Genomic DNA, 17762 nt, shown 5'->3' on the forward strand with positions numbered 1-17762 from the left:
CTATGTGGCTGTCGGGTTATGGGCACATCGCCCCGGGATTGCCGGTCGCGGTGTCCTACCGGGCAGTGAGAATCTGCAGGCGGCTACCGACACGTTCGGCACGGTCGGAGAGTTCCCCGACCCAGTCGATGATCTTGTAGAGGAAGACCACATCCACCGGCTTGAGTCGATCCTCGAGATCGAAGAGCAGGCGCCGGATGGCGATCTGCTGCTGGTCTGCCTGCTGCTCGAGGATGTGCAGCTCGCGAATCAGATTGAGCATCACGTCGGAAGCATGTCGCCCGAAGCCCGACTCGAGCAGGTCCTGGAGTTCCTCCAGGGCCTGGCGTGCCTGGGCCACGCAGGCCACGGCGGTCTGCATGTAGTCGCGCATGGGCTGAGCCAGCTCGGTGGGTACCTGCATGCGACGGCCGAGCATGATGCCGGTGATGTCGCGCACCTTGTTGGCGATCTTGTCCTGCACGGTGATCAGGTCGAGCAGGTCGCTGCGCGAAACGGGCAGGAACATCGTGTTGGGCAGGTTGAGGCGAAGCTCGGCCTTGAGACTGTCGGCCTCGTGCTCCAACTGGGTGATGGCTCCGCGGATCTTGGCGGCCTCGTCCCAGTCGCCGGTAAGCGATGCCTCGAAGAACGGCAGCAACTGGTCGGCACACTCGTTGGCCTTGGCGATATGGGCCAGCAGGGGCTGGAACGGCGAACGGCCGAACATCGCCGAAAAGGGGTTGGGTTTGACCATGGCAAAGGATGCGCTTGTGAAATGGCGGCGCCAGTATAAAGAATGGCACCCTGTCACGTCATGAAAATATTAGGCGAAAGAACGGGAACGGAATGAGCCACGAGATCGAGATGAAGCTGGCGCTGGGCGAGACAGGGCCGGAAAGATTGCTGCAGCACCCCTTCCTGCGCGGTGGGGTGGATGCTGCCCAGCGCCTGGCCAACACCTACTACGACACGCCCGATGGCGAGCTGGAGGCCGCGCGCATGGCGCTGCGCCTGCGCCGCCGCGACGACAGCTGGGTGCAGACCCTCAAGACCAGCGGCGAAGGCGGTGGTGGCTACAGCCGCCGCCGCGAATGGGAGTGGCCGGTGGCGGCTGGCAGCCTCGACCGCGACGGGCTCGCCGAACTGCCCCCCATGGCCGCGCTGGGCACGGAGGTACTGGCACGGCTCGAGCCGCGCTTCACCACCGACTTCGAGCGTCGCCTGTGGCGCCTGGAGCTGGCCGAAGCCACCATCGAGGTAGCGCTGGACCAGGGTGAGATTCGCGCCGCCGGCCGGCGCGTGCCGATTTGCGAGCTGGAATTGGAACTCAAGGACGGTGACCCGCAGGCGCTGTGGAGCCTGGCGCTGGCCTTCGCCGAAACGGTACCCCTGCGCCCCGCCGATGCCAGCAAGGCCGCCCGCGGTAGCGCCCTACTCAGCGGCCGCTGGGCAGCAGCGGAAGGCGATGGCGCTGGCGAGCGGCTGCACCGCGCCATCCTGGCCCTGGATGCCCTGGCCGATAGCGGCGACGATACCTGGCGTGCCGTGGCCAGGGAGGCCCTGAACGCGCTGGCGGCCAGCGGCGATGACGAAGCGGGCCGGCTTGCCACCATGCTGGAGAGCCACGACTGGCTCGACGTCGACTTCGGCCGTACGGCGCTACGGCTGGCGCATCGCCTGGCGTCGTGAGCGACGGCACGGCAACCAAGGGATGTTCACGCAATGAGCGAAGCAAGACAGGGAGCAATCGCATGACCGATCCATTCCGGCCAGCCGCCGAGGGGCTGCGCACGCGCCTGTTCCAGATCATCTTCGAATCGGACACGCCCTTGGCCAAGGGCTTCGATATCGCTCTGATCCTGGTGATCCTGGCCAGCGTACTGGTGGTGATGCTCGATAGCGTTGTCGCCTGGCACGCCGCCTATGGAGAGTTCTTCTATTGGCTGGAGTGGGGTTTCACCATCCTCTTCACCATCGAGCTGGGGCTACGCATCTACTGCCTGGAAAAACCGTGGCGCTATCTGTGCAGCTTCTACGGTGTCGTCGATGTCCTGGCCGTACTGCCCACTTGGCTGATGCTGCTCCTGCCCGGCACCCAGACACTGGTAATCGTGCGTCTGCTGCGTGTGCTGCGTATCTTCCGCGTGTTGCGCCTGATGCAGTTCGTCGGCGAAAGCCGCCTGCTGCTGGATGCATTGAGGCGCAGTGTACGTCAAATCTTCCTGTTCTTCTTCGGCATCTTCATGCTGGTCATCATCTTCGCCACCGTAATGCACATGATCGAGTCGCCGGAGGCCGGCTTCACCAGCATTCCCATATCGATCTACTGGGCCATCGTCAGCCTGACCACGGTGGGTTATGGCGACATCGTGCCATTAACCCCGATCGGCAAGGCGATCACGGTCATGCTGATGTTGATCGGCTACTCGATCATTGCCGTTCCCACCGGGGTATTCTCGGCCGAGGTCATTCGTGCCATACGCGAGGAACGTTACTCGGACGAAGCCTGCCCCGGCTGCGGGCACGATCGGCATGAGCGGCGGGCTCGTTACTGCCTGCGCTGCGGAACCTGGCTGGACGAGAAAAACCGTGACCCCAATGCCGCCGAGCCGTCGCCCAGCGACACCCCATGAAGCGGGCCGGCCTATGAGCCGGGCATCGGCGGGGCAGGGCTATCGGGATCAGCTGCGGAACGGCGCCAGGTCGCCGCGGCCTTCGCGCACGATGGTCGGCGGCAGCTCGCGCAGGTCGACGACGCTGGTGGGCTCCAGGTGGCAGGCGCCGCCGTCGATGATCACATCCAGGTGGGCGTCATAGCGATCGCGGATCTCCTCCGGATCGGTCATCGGCAGCTCCTCGCCCACCGGGATCAGCGTCACGCTCATCAGCGGCTCGCCCAGGGCCTCGAGCAGGGCGTGGGTGATGCGATGGTCGGGCACGCGCACGCCGATGGAGCGCCGTTTGGGGTGCAGCAGCAGGCGCGGTACCTCGGAGGTGGCATTGAGGATGAAGGTATAGGCGCCCGGCGTATTGGCCTTGAGCAGGCGGAACACGCTGTTGTCGACCTTGGCGTAGGTGCCGATGTCGGAGAGGTCAGAGCACACCAGGGTGAAGTTGTGCTTGTCGTCCAGTGAGCGCAGCCACTTGATCTTCTCGATTGCCTTCTTGTCGCCCAGGTGGCAGCCCAGGGCGTAGCCGGAGTCGGTGGGGTAGGCGATCACCCCGCCCTGGCGGACGATCTGTACCGCCTGGTCGATCAGGCGCTTCTGCGGGTTTTCCGGATGGATCTGGAGGTACTGGCTCATGGTCATGTTCCCTGACATTGACGATTCTCGCTGCCCACTATAACGCGCCGGAGGCGGGCTCGTCGCAGCCCGCCACGACGAAGCCGGCCAGCCGCGGATGGGTCCACACCGGGGGAACGGCGGTGCGCGGTGGCGGGCTCATGCTGCCCGGGGCCAGGTGGCCACCGGGAAAATGGAAGTCACTGCCGAGCGAAGCGTACAGCTCCCGCTCGGCGAGCTGGCGGGCCAGGTCGCGGGTGACATCGGCGTTCTGGAAACCGCTGACCAGTTCGGCGGCCTGGCCGCCGGCCGCGGCGAAGTCGTCCAGCAGTTGCCCCCGCTTGCGCCGGGTCAGCCCATAGCGCAACGGATGCGCCAGCACCGCCACGCCGCCCGCCTCCACCACCCAGCCCACCACCTCGGCCAGGGCCGGCCAGTGCGCCTTGATGTCGCCCGCCTTGCCGCTGCCCAGGTGTTTGCGAAACGCCGTGGCCACGTCGGGTACCAGCCCCGCCGCCACCAGGGCACGGGCGAAGTCGGGCCGCCCCAGGGGGCGATAGGGCCCGGCCTGCTCGCGGGCCTTGGCCAGGGCGTCGTCGAGCCCGATCTTCTCCATGCGCTTGGCGATGACCTCGGCACGCGCCTCGCGTGCCCGGGCCTGGGCCTCGAGGCCTTCGCCAAGCGCCCCGTGGGCGCCCTGCGGCAGCAGCCCCACCACATGGATGCCGATTCCCTGCCAGCGAGTCGAGAGTTCCGACGCCGGCAGCAATCTCACGCCCAGGCGCTTCGCCGCCTCGCTGGCCTCGGCCACGCCGGCCACGGTGTCGTGGTCGGTCAGCGCCATCAGCGTCACGCCGCGCTCGGCACACAGGGCAACGACCTCGGCAGGCGCCAGTGCGCCGTCCGAAGCGGTGGAGTGCATGTGCAGGTCGACCCCCAGGGGGCCGGGGTCGCCGGCAAAAAGCTCGGGCAGGGAGGGCTGTGGCATGACGCAGGCAGGCAACTTTGTCAAAATGATGGCCCATGGTGCGCGCCCGACGGCGGGCGGTCAACGCACGCTTGGAGTCTGCGGTGATACCGCGCTTGCCCGAGGAACGCTGCGATGCTGTACGCAATCATCAGTGAAGACGTGAAGAACAGCCTGGAGCGCCGACTGGCCGCCCGCCCCGACCATCTGGCGCGCCTGGAGAAGCTGCGCGACGAGGGCCGCCTGGTGCTGGTCGGCCCGCACCCCGCGGTGGATGCCGAAGACCCCGGCGATGCCGGCTTCAGCGGCAGCCTGGTGGTCGCCGAGTTCGACAGCCTCGAGACCGCCCAGGCCTGGGCCGACGCCGATCCCTACATGATCGCCGGGGTCTACGCCAAGGTGACCGTCAAACCGTTCAAGAAAGTGCTGCCCTGAAGCCACATCGAAACGCCCCGACGGCCGCCGTGGCGAACCCGATTATCCACAGGAATTTTGCTCACAGCTTCTGTGGATAACGTTGTTGAAACGCCGCGGATGGCTTGCTCGATACGCCAGCCCATGCCGCCGTGGAGCTTTCGATCATTTTTTGAGCAGTCGCGCCAGGTTCTGGAGAAGTCCGTGTCCGTTACCCCCCTTCCACCGCTGGCCGGCCTGGAGCCCGCCCGTCTCGACTGGCGCTGCGACGATACCGGCGAGAGCGCCCCGCTCTCGACGCAGTTCGATGACGTCTACTTCTCGCGTCACGACGGCCGGGCGGAAACCGAGCATGTCTTCGTGCAGGGCAACGACCTGCCCCGGCGCCTTGCCGCCTGGACCGCCGAGCGCCCCTTCGTGATCGGCGAGACCGGTTTCGGCACCGGGCTCAACATGCTCTGCGCCTGGGCCTGTTTCGACGCGCACGCCCCGGCAGGGGCACGGCTGCACCTGGTTTCCACCGAGCGCTATCCGCTGCGCCGGGATGACCTGGCCCGGGCGTTGGCCGCCTGGCCAGACCTGGCCTCGCGCGCCGAGCGGCTGATACGCCAGTGGCCACACCCAGTGGCCGGTGTACACCGGTTGCCGCTCGATGAACGGGTGACGCTGGACCTGCACTTCGGCGATGCCGCCGAGCGCCTCACACTGCTCGAAGGCCAGGTGGATGCCTGGTTCCTGGATGGCTTCGCCCCGTCCAAGAACCCGGGTATGTGGCACCCCGAACTGTTCACCGCCATGGCCGCTGCCTCGCGGCCCGGGGCAACCTTCGCCACCTTCACCTGCGCCGGGGTGGTCAAGCGCGGGCTGGCCGGGGTCGGCTTCGCCTGGCGCAAGGTGCCGGGCTACGGGCGCAAGCGCGAAATGCTGGCTGGCGAGATCGCCGCTCCGCCGGCCGGCGTGGCCCAGGTGCGGCGCCAGCACACCCCCTGGTTCAGCCCCCCGCCGCCGCGCCCGGCCGGCCACGTGGCGGTGATTGGCGCCGGCATCGCCGGCACCAGCATGGCCCGGGCGCTGGCGCGCCGCGGCGTTCGCGTCACGCTGCTGGACCGCGAGGCCCCCGGCGCGGGAGGCTCGGGCAATCGTCAAGGCGTGCTCTACGTCAAGCTCGCCGCCGAGGCCAACGACCACAGCCGCTTCTACCTGGCCGGCCTGCAGTACACGCTGCGCTGGCTCGAACAGCTCGACCCGGGCCATTCGCTATGGTCGCCCAGCGGCGTGCTGCAGTTGGCCATGAACGAACGCGAGGCGAGCCGCCAGGCGCGCTTCCTTGCTGCCCACCCCCTACCGGAATCGCTGCTGGACGGCGTCGATGCCGAGCAGGCCAGCGCGGCAGCCGGCATCGACCTGGCGCACGGCGGGCTGGCCTATCCTGCCGCCGGCTGGGTACGCCCCGGCGCGCTGTGTCAGTTCCTGGCCGCGGGGCCGGGTATCGAGTATCGCCAGGCCGAGGTCGCCGGCCTGGCCCAGAACGATGGCGGCTGGCAGCTGGCACTGGACGACGGCGAGACGCTGGCAGCCGACCAGGTGGTAATCGCCAATGCCGGCGCCGCCAACCGCTTCGCCGCAACCGCCGCGCTGCCGCTGCAGTTGGTTCGCGGCCAGGTCAGCCAGTTGGAACTCCCCCAGGGCGCCCCACGGCTGGCCCGGGTGGTGTGCGGTGGCGGCTACGTGGCGCCGGCGCTGGATGGAATGCTCACCTTCGGCGCGACCTTCCTGCCCAACGACACCGACACCACGCTGCGCGAGGCCGACCACGCCGCCAACCTGGCGGAGCTGGAGAGGGAGCTGCCGGCCCTCGCCCAGGCGCTGCGTGAGGCCGGCGTGGCGCTCGAGCCTGCCGCCTGCCAGGGTCGCGCTGCCCTGCGCGCGGCGAGCCCGGACAAGTCGCCCTACGCCGGGCCAGTGCCCGACGTCGAGGCCTGGCGCGCGGCTTACGCCGTGCTGGCCAAGGATGCCTCCCGGGTGCCCGCCGTGCCCGGGCGTCACCACCCCGGGCTGTGGATCAGCGCCGCCCACGGCTCCCGCGGCATGGCCAGCGCGCCGCTGTGTGCCGAGCTGATCGCCTCGCGCATCTGCGACGAGCCGCTGCCGCTGGAGTGGCCGCTGGTGGATCACCTGCACCCCGGGCGGCGGGTCATACGCGACCTGATCAGAAACCGCTAGCCACCGCCTACTTGCGATCAGCAACAACTTGGCTGGCGTGCGAAACCTGCTGCCGATGGTCGGCGAAGCTCGGTCCCGGCCGTCCCAGGTGATAGCCCTGGCCGAAGTCGATGCCGAGTGCCTTCACGGCTTCCAGCACGTCCGCGTCCTCGATGTACTCGGCTACCGTGCTCACGCCGAGGCTCTGGGCCAAGGTGACGATGCTCTTGACGAAGGCCATGTACGTCTCGTCGGCGAGCATGTTGCGGATGAACTCGCCCTCGATCTTGATCACATCGATGGGGAACTGCTTGAGGTAGCGGAACGAGGAGTAGCCCGAGCCGAAGTCGTCGATGGCGAAGTTGAAGCCCTCGAGCTTGAGGTCGAGCACGAACTTCTCCAGCAGCTTGAGATTGCTTACCGTCTCTCGCTCGGTCAGTTCGAAAACGATGCGCTCCGGCAGAACGTCATAATCGATCGCCAACTGGTGGATACGGCCGATGAACTCGCCGACGATCAGCGACTTGGGCGAGAGGTTAATGAACAGCATGCCCTCGTAGCCCTGCTCGCGAACCTGGGTGAAGGCCTTCTCGATCAACTGGTAGTCCATGCGGTGGATCACGCCGATGCTCTCGGCAATGTCGATGAACTCGCCGGCCGGTACCAGGCGGTCGTCGAGCTGGATGCGCATCAGCAGCTCGTGGATATTGACCTTACCGGTACGCACGTCGGCGATGGGCTGGAAATAGGGCACGATGCGCTGCTCCTCCAGCGCGCTGAGCACCATCTGGTTCTTCTCGCCCACCTCGCGGAACACTTCGGCCACTTCTTCCCGCTCCGGCAGGGCCACGCAGTTCTTACCCTTGCGCTTGGCCTTGTACATCATGTTGTCGGCCATGAGGAAGAGGTCGTGGGGATTGCCGGCATGGTTGGGATAGCTGGCGATGCCGATCGAGGTGGTGGCCCGCACGGTAGTGCCGTCGGGTGCGGTGAGTGCCTGGCGGGTGAGGTTATCGGCGATGCGCAGCGCCACCGAATAGGCCTGCTCCTCCCCGGTCTGGGGCAGGATCACGGTGAATTCGTCGCCGCCGTAGCGCGCCAGGAAGTCACCGGGGCGTATCGATTGGCTCAGGGTATCGGCCACGGCATGCAGGAACTGGTCGCCGAAGGCGTGGCCATGGCGGTCGTTGACGGTCTTGAAGTTGTCCAGGTCGAGCATCAGCAGGCTGAAGTGGTCCTGGTGACGCGTCGCCCGGCCCACCTCGTAGGTCAGCATGTCCTTGAAGATGCGCTGGTTGTGCAGGCTGGTCAGGGGGTCGCGGGTGGCGTAGTACTCGAGGTCCTGGGTGTACTTGTAGATCGCCTTGACCGAGCCCACCAGGTTGAGCAGCGTCGACAGGATGCCGTCGATGACGATGTGACGGATCGGGTCCTGGGCCAGGTCCGACTGCACGCCGATGCCGACGATGCCGCCGATCTTCGGCGCCTCGAGCAGCAGCGACTTGGTCTGTAGTCGGATGTCCTCGGGCGAGAGACTTGCCGTCGACTCACTGCCGGTCATCACGGTATGGTGATGGACCTTGAGGATACTGACCCCGGGCGGATCCTCGTGCCTACGCTCCAGCAGCTGGGTCAGCAGCTGCTCGAAGGCCACCCGGGTTTCAGGCGCCACTTCGCGGTACCAGAATACCTCCAGCTCATAGCCTTCGTCCTCCACCTGGAAGATCGTCACCAGGGCATGCGCCTGGATGATGGTGTTGATGTCGGCCAGCAGCTCCTTGATGAACTCACGCCAGTCGCGCACCACATCGGAGGTGATGATGAACTTGCTCAGCAAGCGGATCTCGAACTCGAGGATGTCCTTGTCTACCGCCACGTTCCTGAGCCGGCCGACCAGGGCATTGACCTGTTGCAGGGCCGCATCGAGCTCATGGAAACGCACCCGAGTATCGCTGACGTCGAGCTTGCGGAAATCCTCGACGGAGTTGACCGCATCCAGACGCTCACGGAACTGCCTGAGGGTGGCCTGGATGCGCTCGGCGAACACCTTCGACATACCCAGTGCCAACAGCAGGATGAGCAAGCCGGCAACGATGAACATGGCCAGGTAGTTGAGCCGCATTTCACGGCTGATCGGTGCTATGTCGTGCTGGATGTCGATGACGCCCAGCACGTCGCCGGTAGCTGCATTCTGGTGGCAGGCTAGGCACTCCGGGCGGGCCACCAGCGGCATGATCCGGCGTACCGTGCCATCCTCGCGCCACACTCGCTCGTTGCCCGAGGCCAGGGCGGACCGGATGACGATGTCCAGGGGCGGCTGGTCGACCACCCCGTAGCGCTCCGTGACCCGCTCGCCGCGATAGAATGAGAAGCGGTAGCCGGAGGCTTCATGGGCCCGCTTGGTCTCCGCGATGAAGGATTCCATCTGCTCCCGGCTCCAGCCCTGGCGCATCACCTGCAGCATGGCATTGAAGCTCTGCCGGGCCAGGGTCTCGGAGGTCTGCTCCGCCTGGCGTACCAGAATATTCTCGTAGAGCAGCGATGAAACAAGGGTGACGCCGACGAAGACGGTGAGCGAGGCGGAAAGGATAGCCACCAGCACGAACCCCTGCAGGGATTTCAGGCAAGCGAGAAAAGCGCGGGCGTAGGTGAACATCAAGATACTCGGCAGACGCGACGTGAGGCGCCAACCCATCCCTAGAGGAGCCGCCGTCAGCGAAAGAATCAGAAGCGTCATTCTTGCCGCATGAGGAATCTCAGCTTCTGACCTGGATCAATTTCCGGCTACATTTCCGCTCCAGCACAGTTGGACCTTGGTAGTGCAATGCAGCATTGCCAGGCTTTCGCTATCACGGCGGACTAGCCTTCCTCCTCATCATCGGCAAGATCCCGCCCGAAGGCCCGCCACTGGGCCAGCGTCATCACCTCGGTGGTTTCGGTCTGCAGGTCGTGGGCGATGAGCAACTCGCCGCGCTCGAGCTGGCGCTTGAGCTGGCCGACCCAGCCGCGCATGCCCTCGCCGGTGTCGGTGGTGTCGTAGCCCTGGCGGGTGACGAAGGCTTCGAGCAGGGCGTCCAGGGTCTCGCCCGGCAGCATGCGGTAGGGAACCTCGATGAAGCGCCCGCTCATGTCTCACTCTCCTCGTCGCCCTGCACGCCTTCGCCGCGCTCCCAGGCGGCCAGCCGCTCGAGGAAGGCGGCTTCGTCGAGCACCTCGACGCCCAGTTCCTGGGCCTTGGCCAGCTTGCTGCCGGCCGCCTCGCCGGCCACCACCGCGGCGGTCTTCTTCGACACGCTGCCGGCCACCTTGGCGCCCAGCGCCTGCAGGCGCTCCTTGCCCTCGTCACGGGTCATGCTTTCGAGCGTACCGGTCAGCACCCAGGTCTGGCCGACCAGCGGCTGGGGGCGCTCGCCTACCGTCTCCTCGGCCCAGGTCACGCCCTGCTCGCGCAGCGCCTCGATGGTCTCGCGGTTGTGCGCCTGGCGGAAGAAGGTATGCACGTGGGCGGCCACTACCGGGCCGACGTCCTCCACCGCTTCGAGTTCGGCCAGCTCGGCATCCATCAGCGCATCCAGGGTGCCGAAGTGGCGCGCCAGGTTGGCCGCCGTGGCCTCGCCCACCTCGCGGATGCCCAGCGCGAAGATGAAACGCGGCAGCGTCGTCTGCTTGGCCTTCTCCAGCGCTGCCACCAGTTTCTCGGAGGATTTCCGGGCCATGCGCGGAAGCGTGGCGAGGCACTCGGCCTCGAGCCGGAACAGGTCGGCGGGGGTCTTGACCCAGTCGAGCTCGACTAGTTGGTCGATCAGCTTCTCGCCCAGTCCGTCGATATCCATCGCCCGCCGCGAGGCGAAGTACCTAAGTGCCTCCTTGCGCTGGGCAGCGCAGTACAAGCCGCCGGAACAGCGTGCCACCACCTCGCCCTCGAGGCGCTCGATCTCGGAGTCGCACACCGGGCAACGGCTGGGGAAGACGATCTCGCGGGCATCGGCGGGGCGCTGTTCTTCCAGCACCCGCACCACCTGGGGAATGACGTCGCCGGCCCGGCGAATCGCCACGGTGTCGCCAATCATCACGCCGAGGCGCGCGATCTCGTCGGCGTTGTGCAGGCTGGCGTTGGAGACGGTGACCCCGGCCACCGAGACCGGCTCGAGCCGCGCCACCGGCGTGATCGCCCCGGTGCGGCCGACCTGGAACTCGACATCGTTGAGCCGCGTGGTCTCCTCCTGGGCGGGAAACTTGAAGGCCGTGGCCCAGCGCGGCGCCCGGGCGACGAAGCCCAGCTCGCGCTGCAGGCGCAGGTCGTCGACCTTGATCACCACCCCGTCGATGTCGTAGCCGAGGCTGTCGCGCCGCTCGCCCAGCCCGCGGCAGTAGTCGATGATTCCCTGGCTGCCCGTGACCACCTTGAGCTGGGCGCTGCTACGGAAGCCGAAGGCCTTGAGGTGCGCCATCAGTTCGCTGTGGCTGGCATCGCCCGGGTCCGGCTCGATGCGTGCCACCTGGTAGGCACTGAACTCCAGCGGCCGCGTGGCGGTAATGCTGGGGTCGAGCTGGCGCAGGCTGCCCGCCGCGGCATTGCGCGGGTTGGCAAAGACCTTGCCGCCCTCCTCGCGGGCGCGCTCGTTCAGCCGCTCGAAGCCGTCGTGACTCATGATCACCTCGCCGCGCACCTCGAGCAGCTCGGGCGCGTCGCCGCGCAGCTTGAGCGGGATCGAGCGCAGCGTGCGCAGGTTGGAGGTAATGCCCTCGCCGGTGCGGCCATCGCCACGGGTTGCACCACTGATCAACACGCCCCGCTCGTAGACCAGCGACACGGCGGCACCGTCGAGCTTGGGCTCGCAGCAGAAACGGATCGTCTCGCCGTCGGTTTCCAATCGGTCGGCCACGCGCCTGACGAAGGCGACGACCTCGTCCTCGTTCAGGGCATTGTCCAGCGACAGCATGGGCACCGCGTGCTCGACCTCGGGGAAACCGGCATCGGGCGGCGCCCCAACCCGCTGGGTCGGCGAATCAGGCGTTACCAGCTCGGGGTGGGCCTGCTCCAGTTCCTGCAGGCGACGCAGCTTGCGGTCGTACTCGGCATCGGTAAGCTGTGGCTCGTCGAGCACGTAGTAGCGGTAGTTGGCGTCGTCGAGTTCGGCGCGTAACTTGGCGACTTCATCAATGGTGTTCTGTTCGGGCTGGCTCATTGCGTCAGGGTTCTCGTCCATGGCGAAGGGCTCGAAGCTCGAAGCTCGAAGCTCGAAGCTCGAAGCTCGAAGCTCGAAGCTCGAAGCTCGAAGCTCGAAGCTCGAAGCTCGAAGCTCGAAGCTCGAAGCTCGAAGCTCGAAGCCGGCATGATCGCCTAGCTTACCAAAGCAACAACCCCCGTGGGGCTACCTCACGGGGGTTGTCTTCCAGCTTCAAACTTCAAGCTTACAGCTTTAGTTCACCTGGTAGCGGTTGAGGCGGTTGCGGCGCTCGAACTCCTGCACGCGCTGGCGGGCGAACTCCACGGTCTGCGCGGTCATCACGCTGTGATTCTCGTCCTTCAGCTCGCCGCCCAGGTTGCGCACGATGACCATGGCGGTCTCGACCATCGCTTCGAAGGCGGCGGCGGTGTCCCGCGCACCGGGCAGCGGCATCAGCAGGGTGATACCCGGCGTGCGGAAATCGTCCATCGCCTCGATCGGGAAGGTACCCGGCTTGAGTACGTTGACCATCGAGAACTGCAGCTCGCTGTCAGGGTCCTCGGTCTCGAAGCGGTGAAAAATGCCCATGTCGCTGCTGTAGCGCAGGCCGCAAGCCAGCATCAGGTTGAGCAGCGCTTCGCCGGAGAAGCCCTCTACCTCGCGCGACAGCACGCTGATGACGATGATCTCGTCGGCCTGGCTCAGGGTGTCGCGGGCGCGCTCGGCATTGACGTTGTGGCGCAGCGCCCGCGCCAGCGTCGGGTGGGCGCGTACCACGTCGTCATCGTCGTTGATGGCCTCGGCCGCCGCAGTGGCCGGCTCGGAAGTGGCCGGCTCGGAAGTGGCCGGCTCGGCATACGCCGAGTAATCGGCTTCTGCCGCCCTTGAGCGTGGCGGTGCAAACAGAGGATCGTCGTCGTCAGCCAGATCGATGGCTTCGGCTTCCAGGCGACGCCTTTCGGCTTCCTGGGCGGCCTGGGCCTCGGCAGCCTCGCGACGCTGCTGGGCTTCCAGCGCAGCCTTCTCGGCACGCGCCTGCTCTCGGCGTGCCTTCTCCTCGCGCTTCTGCTCCCGACGCTTGGCCATCCGCTGCTGGATGGAAAGCCCGAAACGCTGGACCGACTCACCCATGCGGCGCGAGCCGCTCTTGATCGAGTCGCCCATGCCTTCCAGGTCGACCAGCCGATAGCGTTCGTCCTCGTCGTGATGGGGATCGTGATCGTCGGGATCGGCGGCCAGCCGCGCGGCCTCGGCAACCGGTTCCGCCTCATCGTCCAAGGCAGAAAGAGTCGGCTCGTGGCGCTCCTCACGCGAATCCCGCTCCAGCGAGGCTGGGGCGGGCTGCTCGACGGTGGCTCCGGTAGCCTCTACCTCGCCCCGGGGAGAGCTGGAGGCCTTGGCAGGCGGCGCATCCTGACGCGCGGTCGTGGGCGGTTCGGTATTGCCAAGGGCGGCTTCGGGTTCGGCGCGCACGGCATGAACCGGCTCGGCAGGGCGGACTGTCACGCTCGGCGTATCGTCACGCACCTGGGCGGCCTGTGCATCCGCCGCCTGCGCTTCCACCTCTTTATTCCTTCCGCTATTCCTTCCGCTATTCCTTCCGCTCGCTTCCGCCATGGCGGGCTCGGTCGAGGCCGTTGCTTCCGGCATGGCTGAAGCCACTGGACGTGTTGCCACGGTGGCGCCGGAGTCGGGACTCGACATGGGTTTGGTATCGGCACTGCCGCCCTTCAGGCCAGCCAGTACCCGCGAAGGCCCGGGGTGCTCCTGACGTTCGAGCTTGGGCTTCGCTTGCATCTGGGAATAGCTGGCGGGCTTGACGACACGGGCGCCGCCATTGGGCAACTCCCAGTTGTCTTCATCGTCGGCCGCTGCCTGGCCATTGCCTGGGTTGTTGTTATCCCCTACCTGGTCCAGGCGGGGCACTCGGCGCTGACGCTTGAGGCGACGCACACCATCGATCACGATGAGCGTTACCAGGGCCAGCCCCAGAATGATCAGCCATTCTCTAAGTTCCATGGGTCGTCTTGCCTATCACTAGGGCGCCATGCCGGATGGATGTTCGTCAACAGCATAGCGCGATTGCCAGAAAAAGGGCCACTTTTTTTGTTTGTCAAGCCCCGGCATTATCGCCCGAGAGTCAAATCGACCCTGCGCCTTTCCCTGTCAATTCGCTTTTCTAATCTGCGGTATGACCGTGATGTGCTTTCTGATATCGCGTTTGTCGCTCGCTTGCAAGCCCTTTTCAAGCCTCGGCCAGCGCCGCCGCCTCTTCTACCCCGACGGCTACCAGTCGCGAGACACCGGGTTCCTGCATGGTCACGCCCATGAGTCTTTCGGCAGCTTCCATGGCGATCTTGTTATGGGTGATATAAATGAACTGCACCGACTCGGACATGTCCTTCACCAGTTTGGCATAGCGCCCGACATTGGCATCATCGAGTGGTGCATCGACTTCGTCGAGCATGCAGAAAGGCGCCGGATTGAGCTGGAAGATGGCAAAGACGAGCGACAGGGCCGTCAATGCCTTTTCCCCACCGGAGAGAAGATGAATGGTGCTGTTCTTCTTTCCGGGAGGGCGCGCCATGATGGCTACCCCGGTGTCGAGCAAATCCTCGCCGGTCAGCGTCAACCATGCGGTTCCACCGCCGAAGACTCGCGGAAAAAGTGACTGCAGGCCTTGATTGACTCGCTCGAAGGTGTCGCGGAAACGGGTGCGTGTCTCCTGATCGATGCGTCGTATCGCCCGCTCCAGCGTATCCAGCGCCTCGTTGAGTTCCGACTGCTGGGCCTCGAGATAGTTGCGTCGCTCGGCCTGCTGGTCGTACTCCTCGATCGCCGCCAGGTTGATCGCCCCCAGGCGGCGGATGCGCTCGCCGGTCTCCTCCAGGCGGGTCTGCCAGGCCGACTCGGTGGCATTGGGGTCGAGGTTCTCTTCCAGCGCGGCAGCCTGGTGGCCCAGTTCGGCGAGCTGTTCGTCCTGGGTCTCGGCCTTGAGCGCCAGCGCCTGCACCTGCATGCGCGCCTCCTGCAGCCGCTCGCGGATGCCCTCCAGGTTGCGCTCGTGATTCTGCCGCGCCAGCTCATCCTCGCGCAGCCGTTCCACCAGCTCGGCGGCGCGCGCCTTGGCCTCATTGAGTGAGCGCTCGTCACCTTCGCGGCGATGCAGCAGCTCGTCGAGCTTCTCGCGCTGTTCCTCGTCGGGCTCACGCAGCTGTTCGAGGGTCTCGGTCAACTCCTCGCAGCGCGCCAGCAGGCGCTCGCGGGCTTCAAAGCTGCGCCCCTGCTGCTCGGCCAGGCCGGCGCGCTCAGTGGCGAGCCGCTGGCGTTCCAGCGCCAACTGCTGCACCCGCTCGTTCAACGGGCGCTGCCGTGCACGCAGGGAAGCCAGGCGTTCGCGGGCTTCGCTGCGCGCCCGCTCCAAGCGCTCGCGCTGTTCGGCACCCTCCTCCAGCCGCGCCATGGCCTGCTGCCACTGCTCGCGGGCCTCCTCGATGGCCAGCCGCGCCTCCTCGCGGGCCTCGTCCAGGCCCGCCAGCTCCTCGGCCAGCTCCCCGGCACGCCCCTGCAGGTGCTCCAGCCGGCTGGCCAGGCCGCTGTCCTGCACCGCCAACTGCTGCTGCTCGCCAGCCAGGCGCCGCTCCTCCTGGCGGATCTCTTCGAGATCGCGCTCGGCCTGCTCGGCGCGTTCGCGCTCGGCCTCGATCGATTGATCACGCGCCGCCAGCCGGGTCTCGATCTCGTCGAGCTCGGCTGCCGCCTCCTCGAAGCGACGCCGGCTGACCAGCAGCGCATCGGGACCGGCGCCCTGGCCGCGATGACGTACCCAGTCGCGCCCCAGCCACAGGCCCTGCGGAGTGATCAGGCTCTCGCCCGCAGCCAGGCCGTCACGCTCGGCCCAGGCCTGCTCGTCGCTCTCCACGCAGCGGATCGGTGCCAGCCAGGCCGCGGCAGCACCGGCACCGCGTACCCGGGCGGCCAGGCTAGCCGGTGTGAATTCGACAGTGGTTTCAGGCGACAGCGCGCCAAGCTCGGCGGGCGCTTCGGCGCTCGCCGCGCGGAAGGCTTCCGGAGCGGCCAGCCGTGCCTTGAGCCAGGGCGCCAGCACCCAGGAGACGCTGGCTTCCCAGCCGGGCTCGACTTCGAGCGATTCGCCCAGCCGCGGAAGCTCGCCCAGCTCATGGCTCGCCAGGTGCTCGGTCAGGGTGTCGTCGGGGTCGGTCAGGGCCGCCTGGATCAGTGCCTCCAGGGAAGCCAGTTCGCCCTGCAGGCTACTGCGCCGGCTACGCTCGGCCTCACGCTCGCCTTCCAGTGCGGCGGCGGCCTCGCGGGCCTCTTCACGGGTGACCTGGAGCTGCTCGCGGCGCGCTTCGGTCTCTTCCTGGGCCAGGCCGAACTCCGCCAGCCGCTCCTTGAGTTCGTTGCGCCTGGCGGTCAGTTCGGCCAGGTCCGGCAGCTCCTGCTGCTGCTGTTGGCGACGCTGGGTATCGGCCTCGAGCCGCGCCAGGCGGCTCTCGAGTTCGCGCAGGCGATCCTGGCTGCGCTCCGCATCGCGGCTGGCCGCGCGCCAGCCCTCGCTGAAGGTTTCGAAGGCCAGTTCGGCCTCCTCGGCGCCGGGCTCGGCCTCTTCCAGCATCGCCTCCAGTTCGGCGAGCTGCTCGGCGAGCTCCTCTTGTTCGGGCACCAGGGTCTCGAGCCGTTCGTCGAGCCGTACCAACCGCTCGCGGTCGTGCTCGCCCAGGCGGTCGAGTTCGACCAGCTCACGCTGGGCGCTCTCCAGGTCGCGGGCCAGTTGGCCCTCGCGGCTGCGCGCGTGCTCCAGGCTCTGCTCGAGCCGGGCGATGGCGCCGCTGGTTTCGAAGAAGCGTGCCTGGCGCGCCTCCAGGGTCTCGGCCAGCTTGTCGTGATCGGCGCGGGCTTCCTCGAGGCGGGTCTCGCACTGACGCAGGCCGAGTATCTCGCGCTCGACGGCGGTCTCCAGCTCGCGCACGCGGTGCTCCTCCTCGCGCTGGCGGGCCCGCAGGGCGCGGCCACGCAGCAGCGCCAGCTCGCCCTTGAGCCGATGCTCCTCTTCCTTGAGGGTCTGGTAGCGTCGCGCGGCCTCGGCCTGTCGCCGGAGGCGTTCGAGCTGCTTGTCGAGTTCGTCGCGAATGTCCTCGAGGCGCTCGAGATTCTCGCGGGTGCGGCGCATGCGGTTCTCGGTCTCGCGACGGCGCTCCTTGTACTTGGAAATGCCGGCGGCCTCCTCGAGGGTGGCGCGCAGCTCCTCCGGGCGCGCCTCGATCAGCCGCGAGATCATGCCCTGGCCGATGATGGCATAGGAACGCGGGCCGAGGCCGGTGCCGAGGAAGAGGTCGGCGATGTCGCGGCGGCGACACTTCTGACCGTTGAAGAAGTAGCTGGACTGGCCGTCGCGAGTGACCAGACGCTTGACCGCGATCTCGGCGTACTGGGCGTAGATTCCGCCCATGGTGCCGTCGCTGTTGTCGAAGCGCAGCTCGATGGCGGCCTGCCCCACCGGCTTGCGCGCAGTGGAGCCGTTGAAGATGACGTCGGTCATCGACTCACCGCGCAAGGTCTTGGCCGAGGATTCACCCATGACCCAGCGCACGGCGTCGATGATGTTCGACTTGCCGCAGCCGTTGGGACCGACGATGGCGGTCATGTTGCCGTCGAAGGGCACCGTGACCGGGTCGACGAAGGATTTGAAACCGCTCAGGCGGATGGAGGTGAGTCGCATCC

General features: G+C 66.9%; 12 protein-coding genes. 4 read left to right on the forward strand and 8 right to left on the reverse strand.

Annotation, left to right across the window (positions count from 1 at the left end):
- Positions 1–55: 55 nt before the first annotated feature.
- The gene (locus tag ACUY1T_RS06895; RefSeq protein WP_446021279.1) at positions 56–736 is read right to left on the reverse strand and encodes a TIGR00153 family protein; all 681 of its coding nucleotides are present in this window, start codon (positions 734–736) and stop codon (positions 56–58) included.
- A 92-nt stretch (positions 737–828) separates the two neighbouring features.
- Here ACUY1T_RS06895 and ACUY1T_RS06900 point away from each other — a divergent pair, with 92 nt between their 5' ends.
- Positions 829–1671 (forward strand): CYTH domain-containing protein, encoded by an 843-nt coding sequence (locus tag ACUY1T_RS06900; protein ID WP_446021281.1) that lies wholly within the window; start codon positions 829–831, stop codon positions 1669–1671.
- A 62-nt stretch (positions 1672–1733) separates the two neighbouring features.
- Entirely contained in the window at positions 1734–2615 is an 882-nt protein-coding gene (locus tag ACUY1T_RS06905) for an ion transporter (protein WP_446021282.1), read from the forward strand.
- Positions 2616–2663: 48 nt separating this feature from the next.
- Here the strand turns inward: ACUY1T_RS06905 and ACUY1T_RS06910 are convergent, their stop codons facing one another.
- Both ACUY1T_RS06910 and ACUY1T_RS06915 read right to left on the reverse strand, forming a co-directional pair.
- A complete protein-coding gene (locus tag ACUY1T_RS06910) occupies positions 2664–3287 on the reverse strand; it encodes an L-threonylcarbamoyladenylate synthase (protein ID WP_411793414.1) in 624 nt (207 codons plus the stop codon).
- Positions 3288–3324: 37 nt separating this feature from the next.
- Positions 3325–4254, reverse strand: coding sequence for a PHP domain-containing protein (locus ACUY1T_RS06915; RefSeq protein ID WP_446021284.1), 930 nt, complete (start codon positions 4252–4254; stop codon positions 3325–3327).
- Between the two features lie 114 nt (positions 4255–4368).
- Between ACUY1T_RS06915 and ACUY1T_RS06920 the strand changes: the two genes are divergently transcribed.
- Positions 4369–4668: a YciI family protein gene (locus ACUY1T_RS06920; RefSeq protein WP_446021285.1), complete on the forward strand. Its 300-nt coding sequence runs from the start codon at positions 4369–4371 to the stop codon at positions 4666–4668.
- 183 nt (positions 4669–4851) lie between these two features.
- On the forward strand, positions 4852–6870 hold the full coding sequence (gene mnmC, locus ACUY1T_RS06925; RefSeq protein ID WP_446021286.1) for a bifunctional tRNA (5-methylaminomethyl-2-thiouridine)(34)-methyltransferase MnmD/FAD-dependent 5-carboxymethylaminomethyl-2-thiouridine(34) oxidoreductase MnmC: 2019 nt from the start codon (positions 4852–4854) through the stop codon (positions 6868–6870).
- 7 nt (positions 6871–6877) lie between these two features.
- Here the strand turns inward: mnmC and ACUY1T_RS06930 are convergent, their stop codons facing one another.
- The 5 genes from ACUY1T_RS06930 to smc all read right to left on the reverse strand — a co-directional run bounded on the left by ACUY1T_RS06930 (position 6878) and on the right by smc (position 17760).
- Positions 6878–9505, reverse strand: a complete 2628-nt coding sequence (locus ACUY1T_RS06930; protein ID WP_446021288.1) for a putative bifunctional diguanylate cyclase/phosphodiesterase — start codon at positions 9503–9505, stop codon at positions 6878–6880.
- A gap of 203 nt (positions 9506–9708) precedes the next feature.
- Complete coding sequence (locus ACUY1T_RS06935) at positions 9709–9978, reverse strand: YheU family protein (protein WP_234274180.1); 270 nt, start codon at positions 9976–9978, stop codon at positions 9709–9711.
- Positions 9975–12038: an NAD-dependent DNA ligase LigA gene (gene ligA, locus ACUY1T_RS06940; protein WP_446021291.1), complete on the reverse strand. Its 2064-nt coding sequence runs from the start codon at positions 12036–12038 to the stop codon at positions 9975–9977. Before ligA ends, ACUY1T_RS06935 begins: the two co-directional genes overlap by 4 nt.
- A 234-nt stretch (positions 12039–12272) precedes the next feature.
- Positions 12273–14039 (reverse strand): cell division protein ZipA, encoded by a 1767-nt coding sequence (gene zipA / locus ACUY1T_RS06945; RefSeq protein WP_446021293.1) that lies wholly within the window; start codon positions 14037–14039, stop codon positions 12273–12275.
- 226 nt (positions 14040–14265) lie between these two features.
- The gene (smc, locus tag ACUY1T_RS06950; RefSeq protein WP_446021294.1) at positions 14266–17760 is read right to left on the reverse strand and encodes a chromosome segregation protein SMC; all 3495 of its coding nucleotides are present in this window, start codon (positions 17758–17760) and stop codon (positions 14266–14268) included.
- Positions 17761–17762: the final 2 nt, after the last annotated feature.

The organism is Billgrantia sp. Q4P2 (assembly GCF_052806135.1).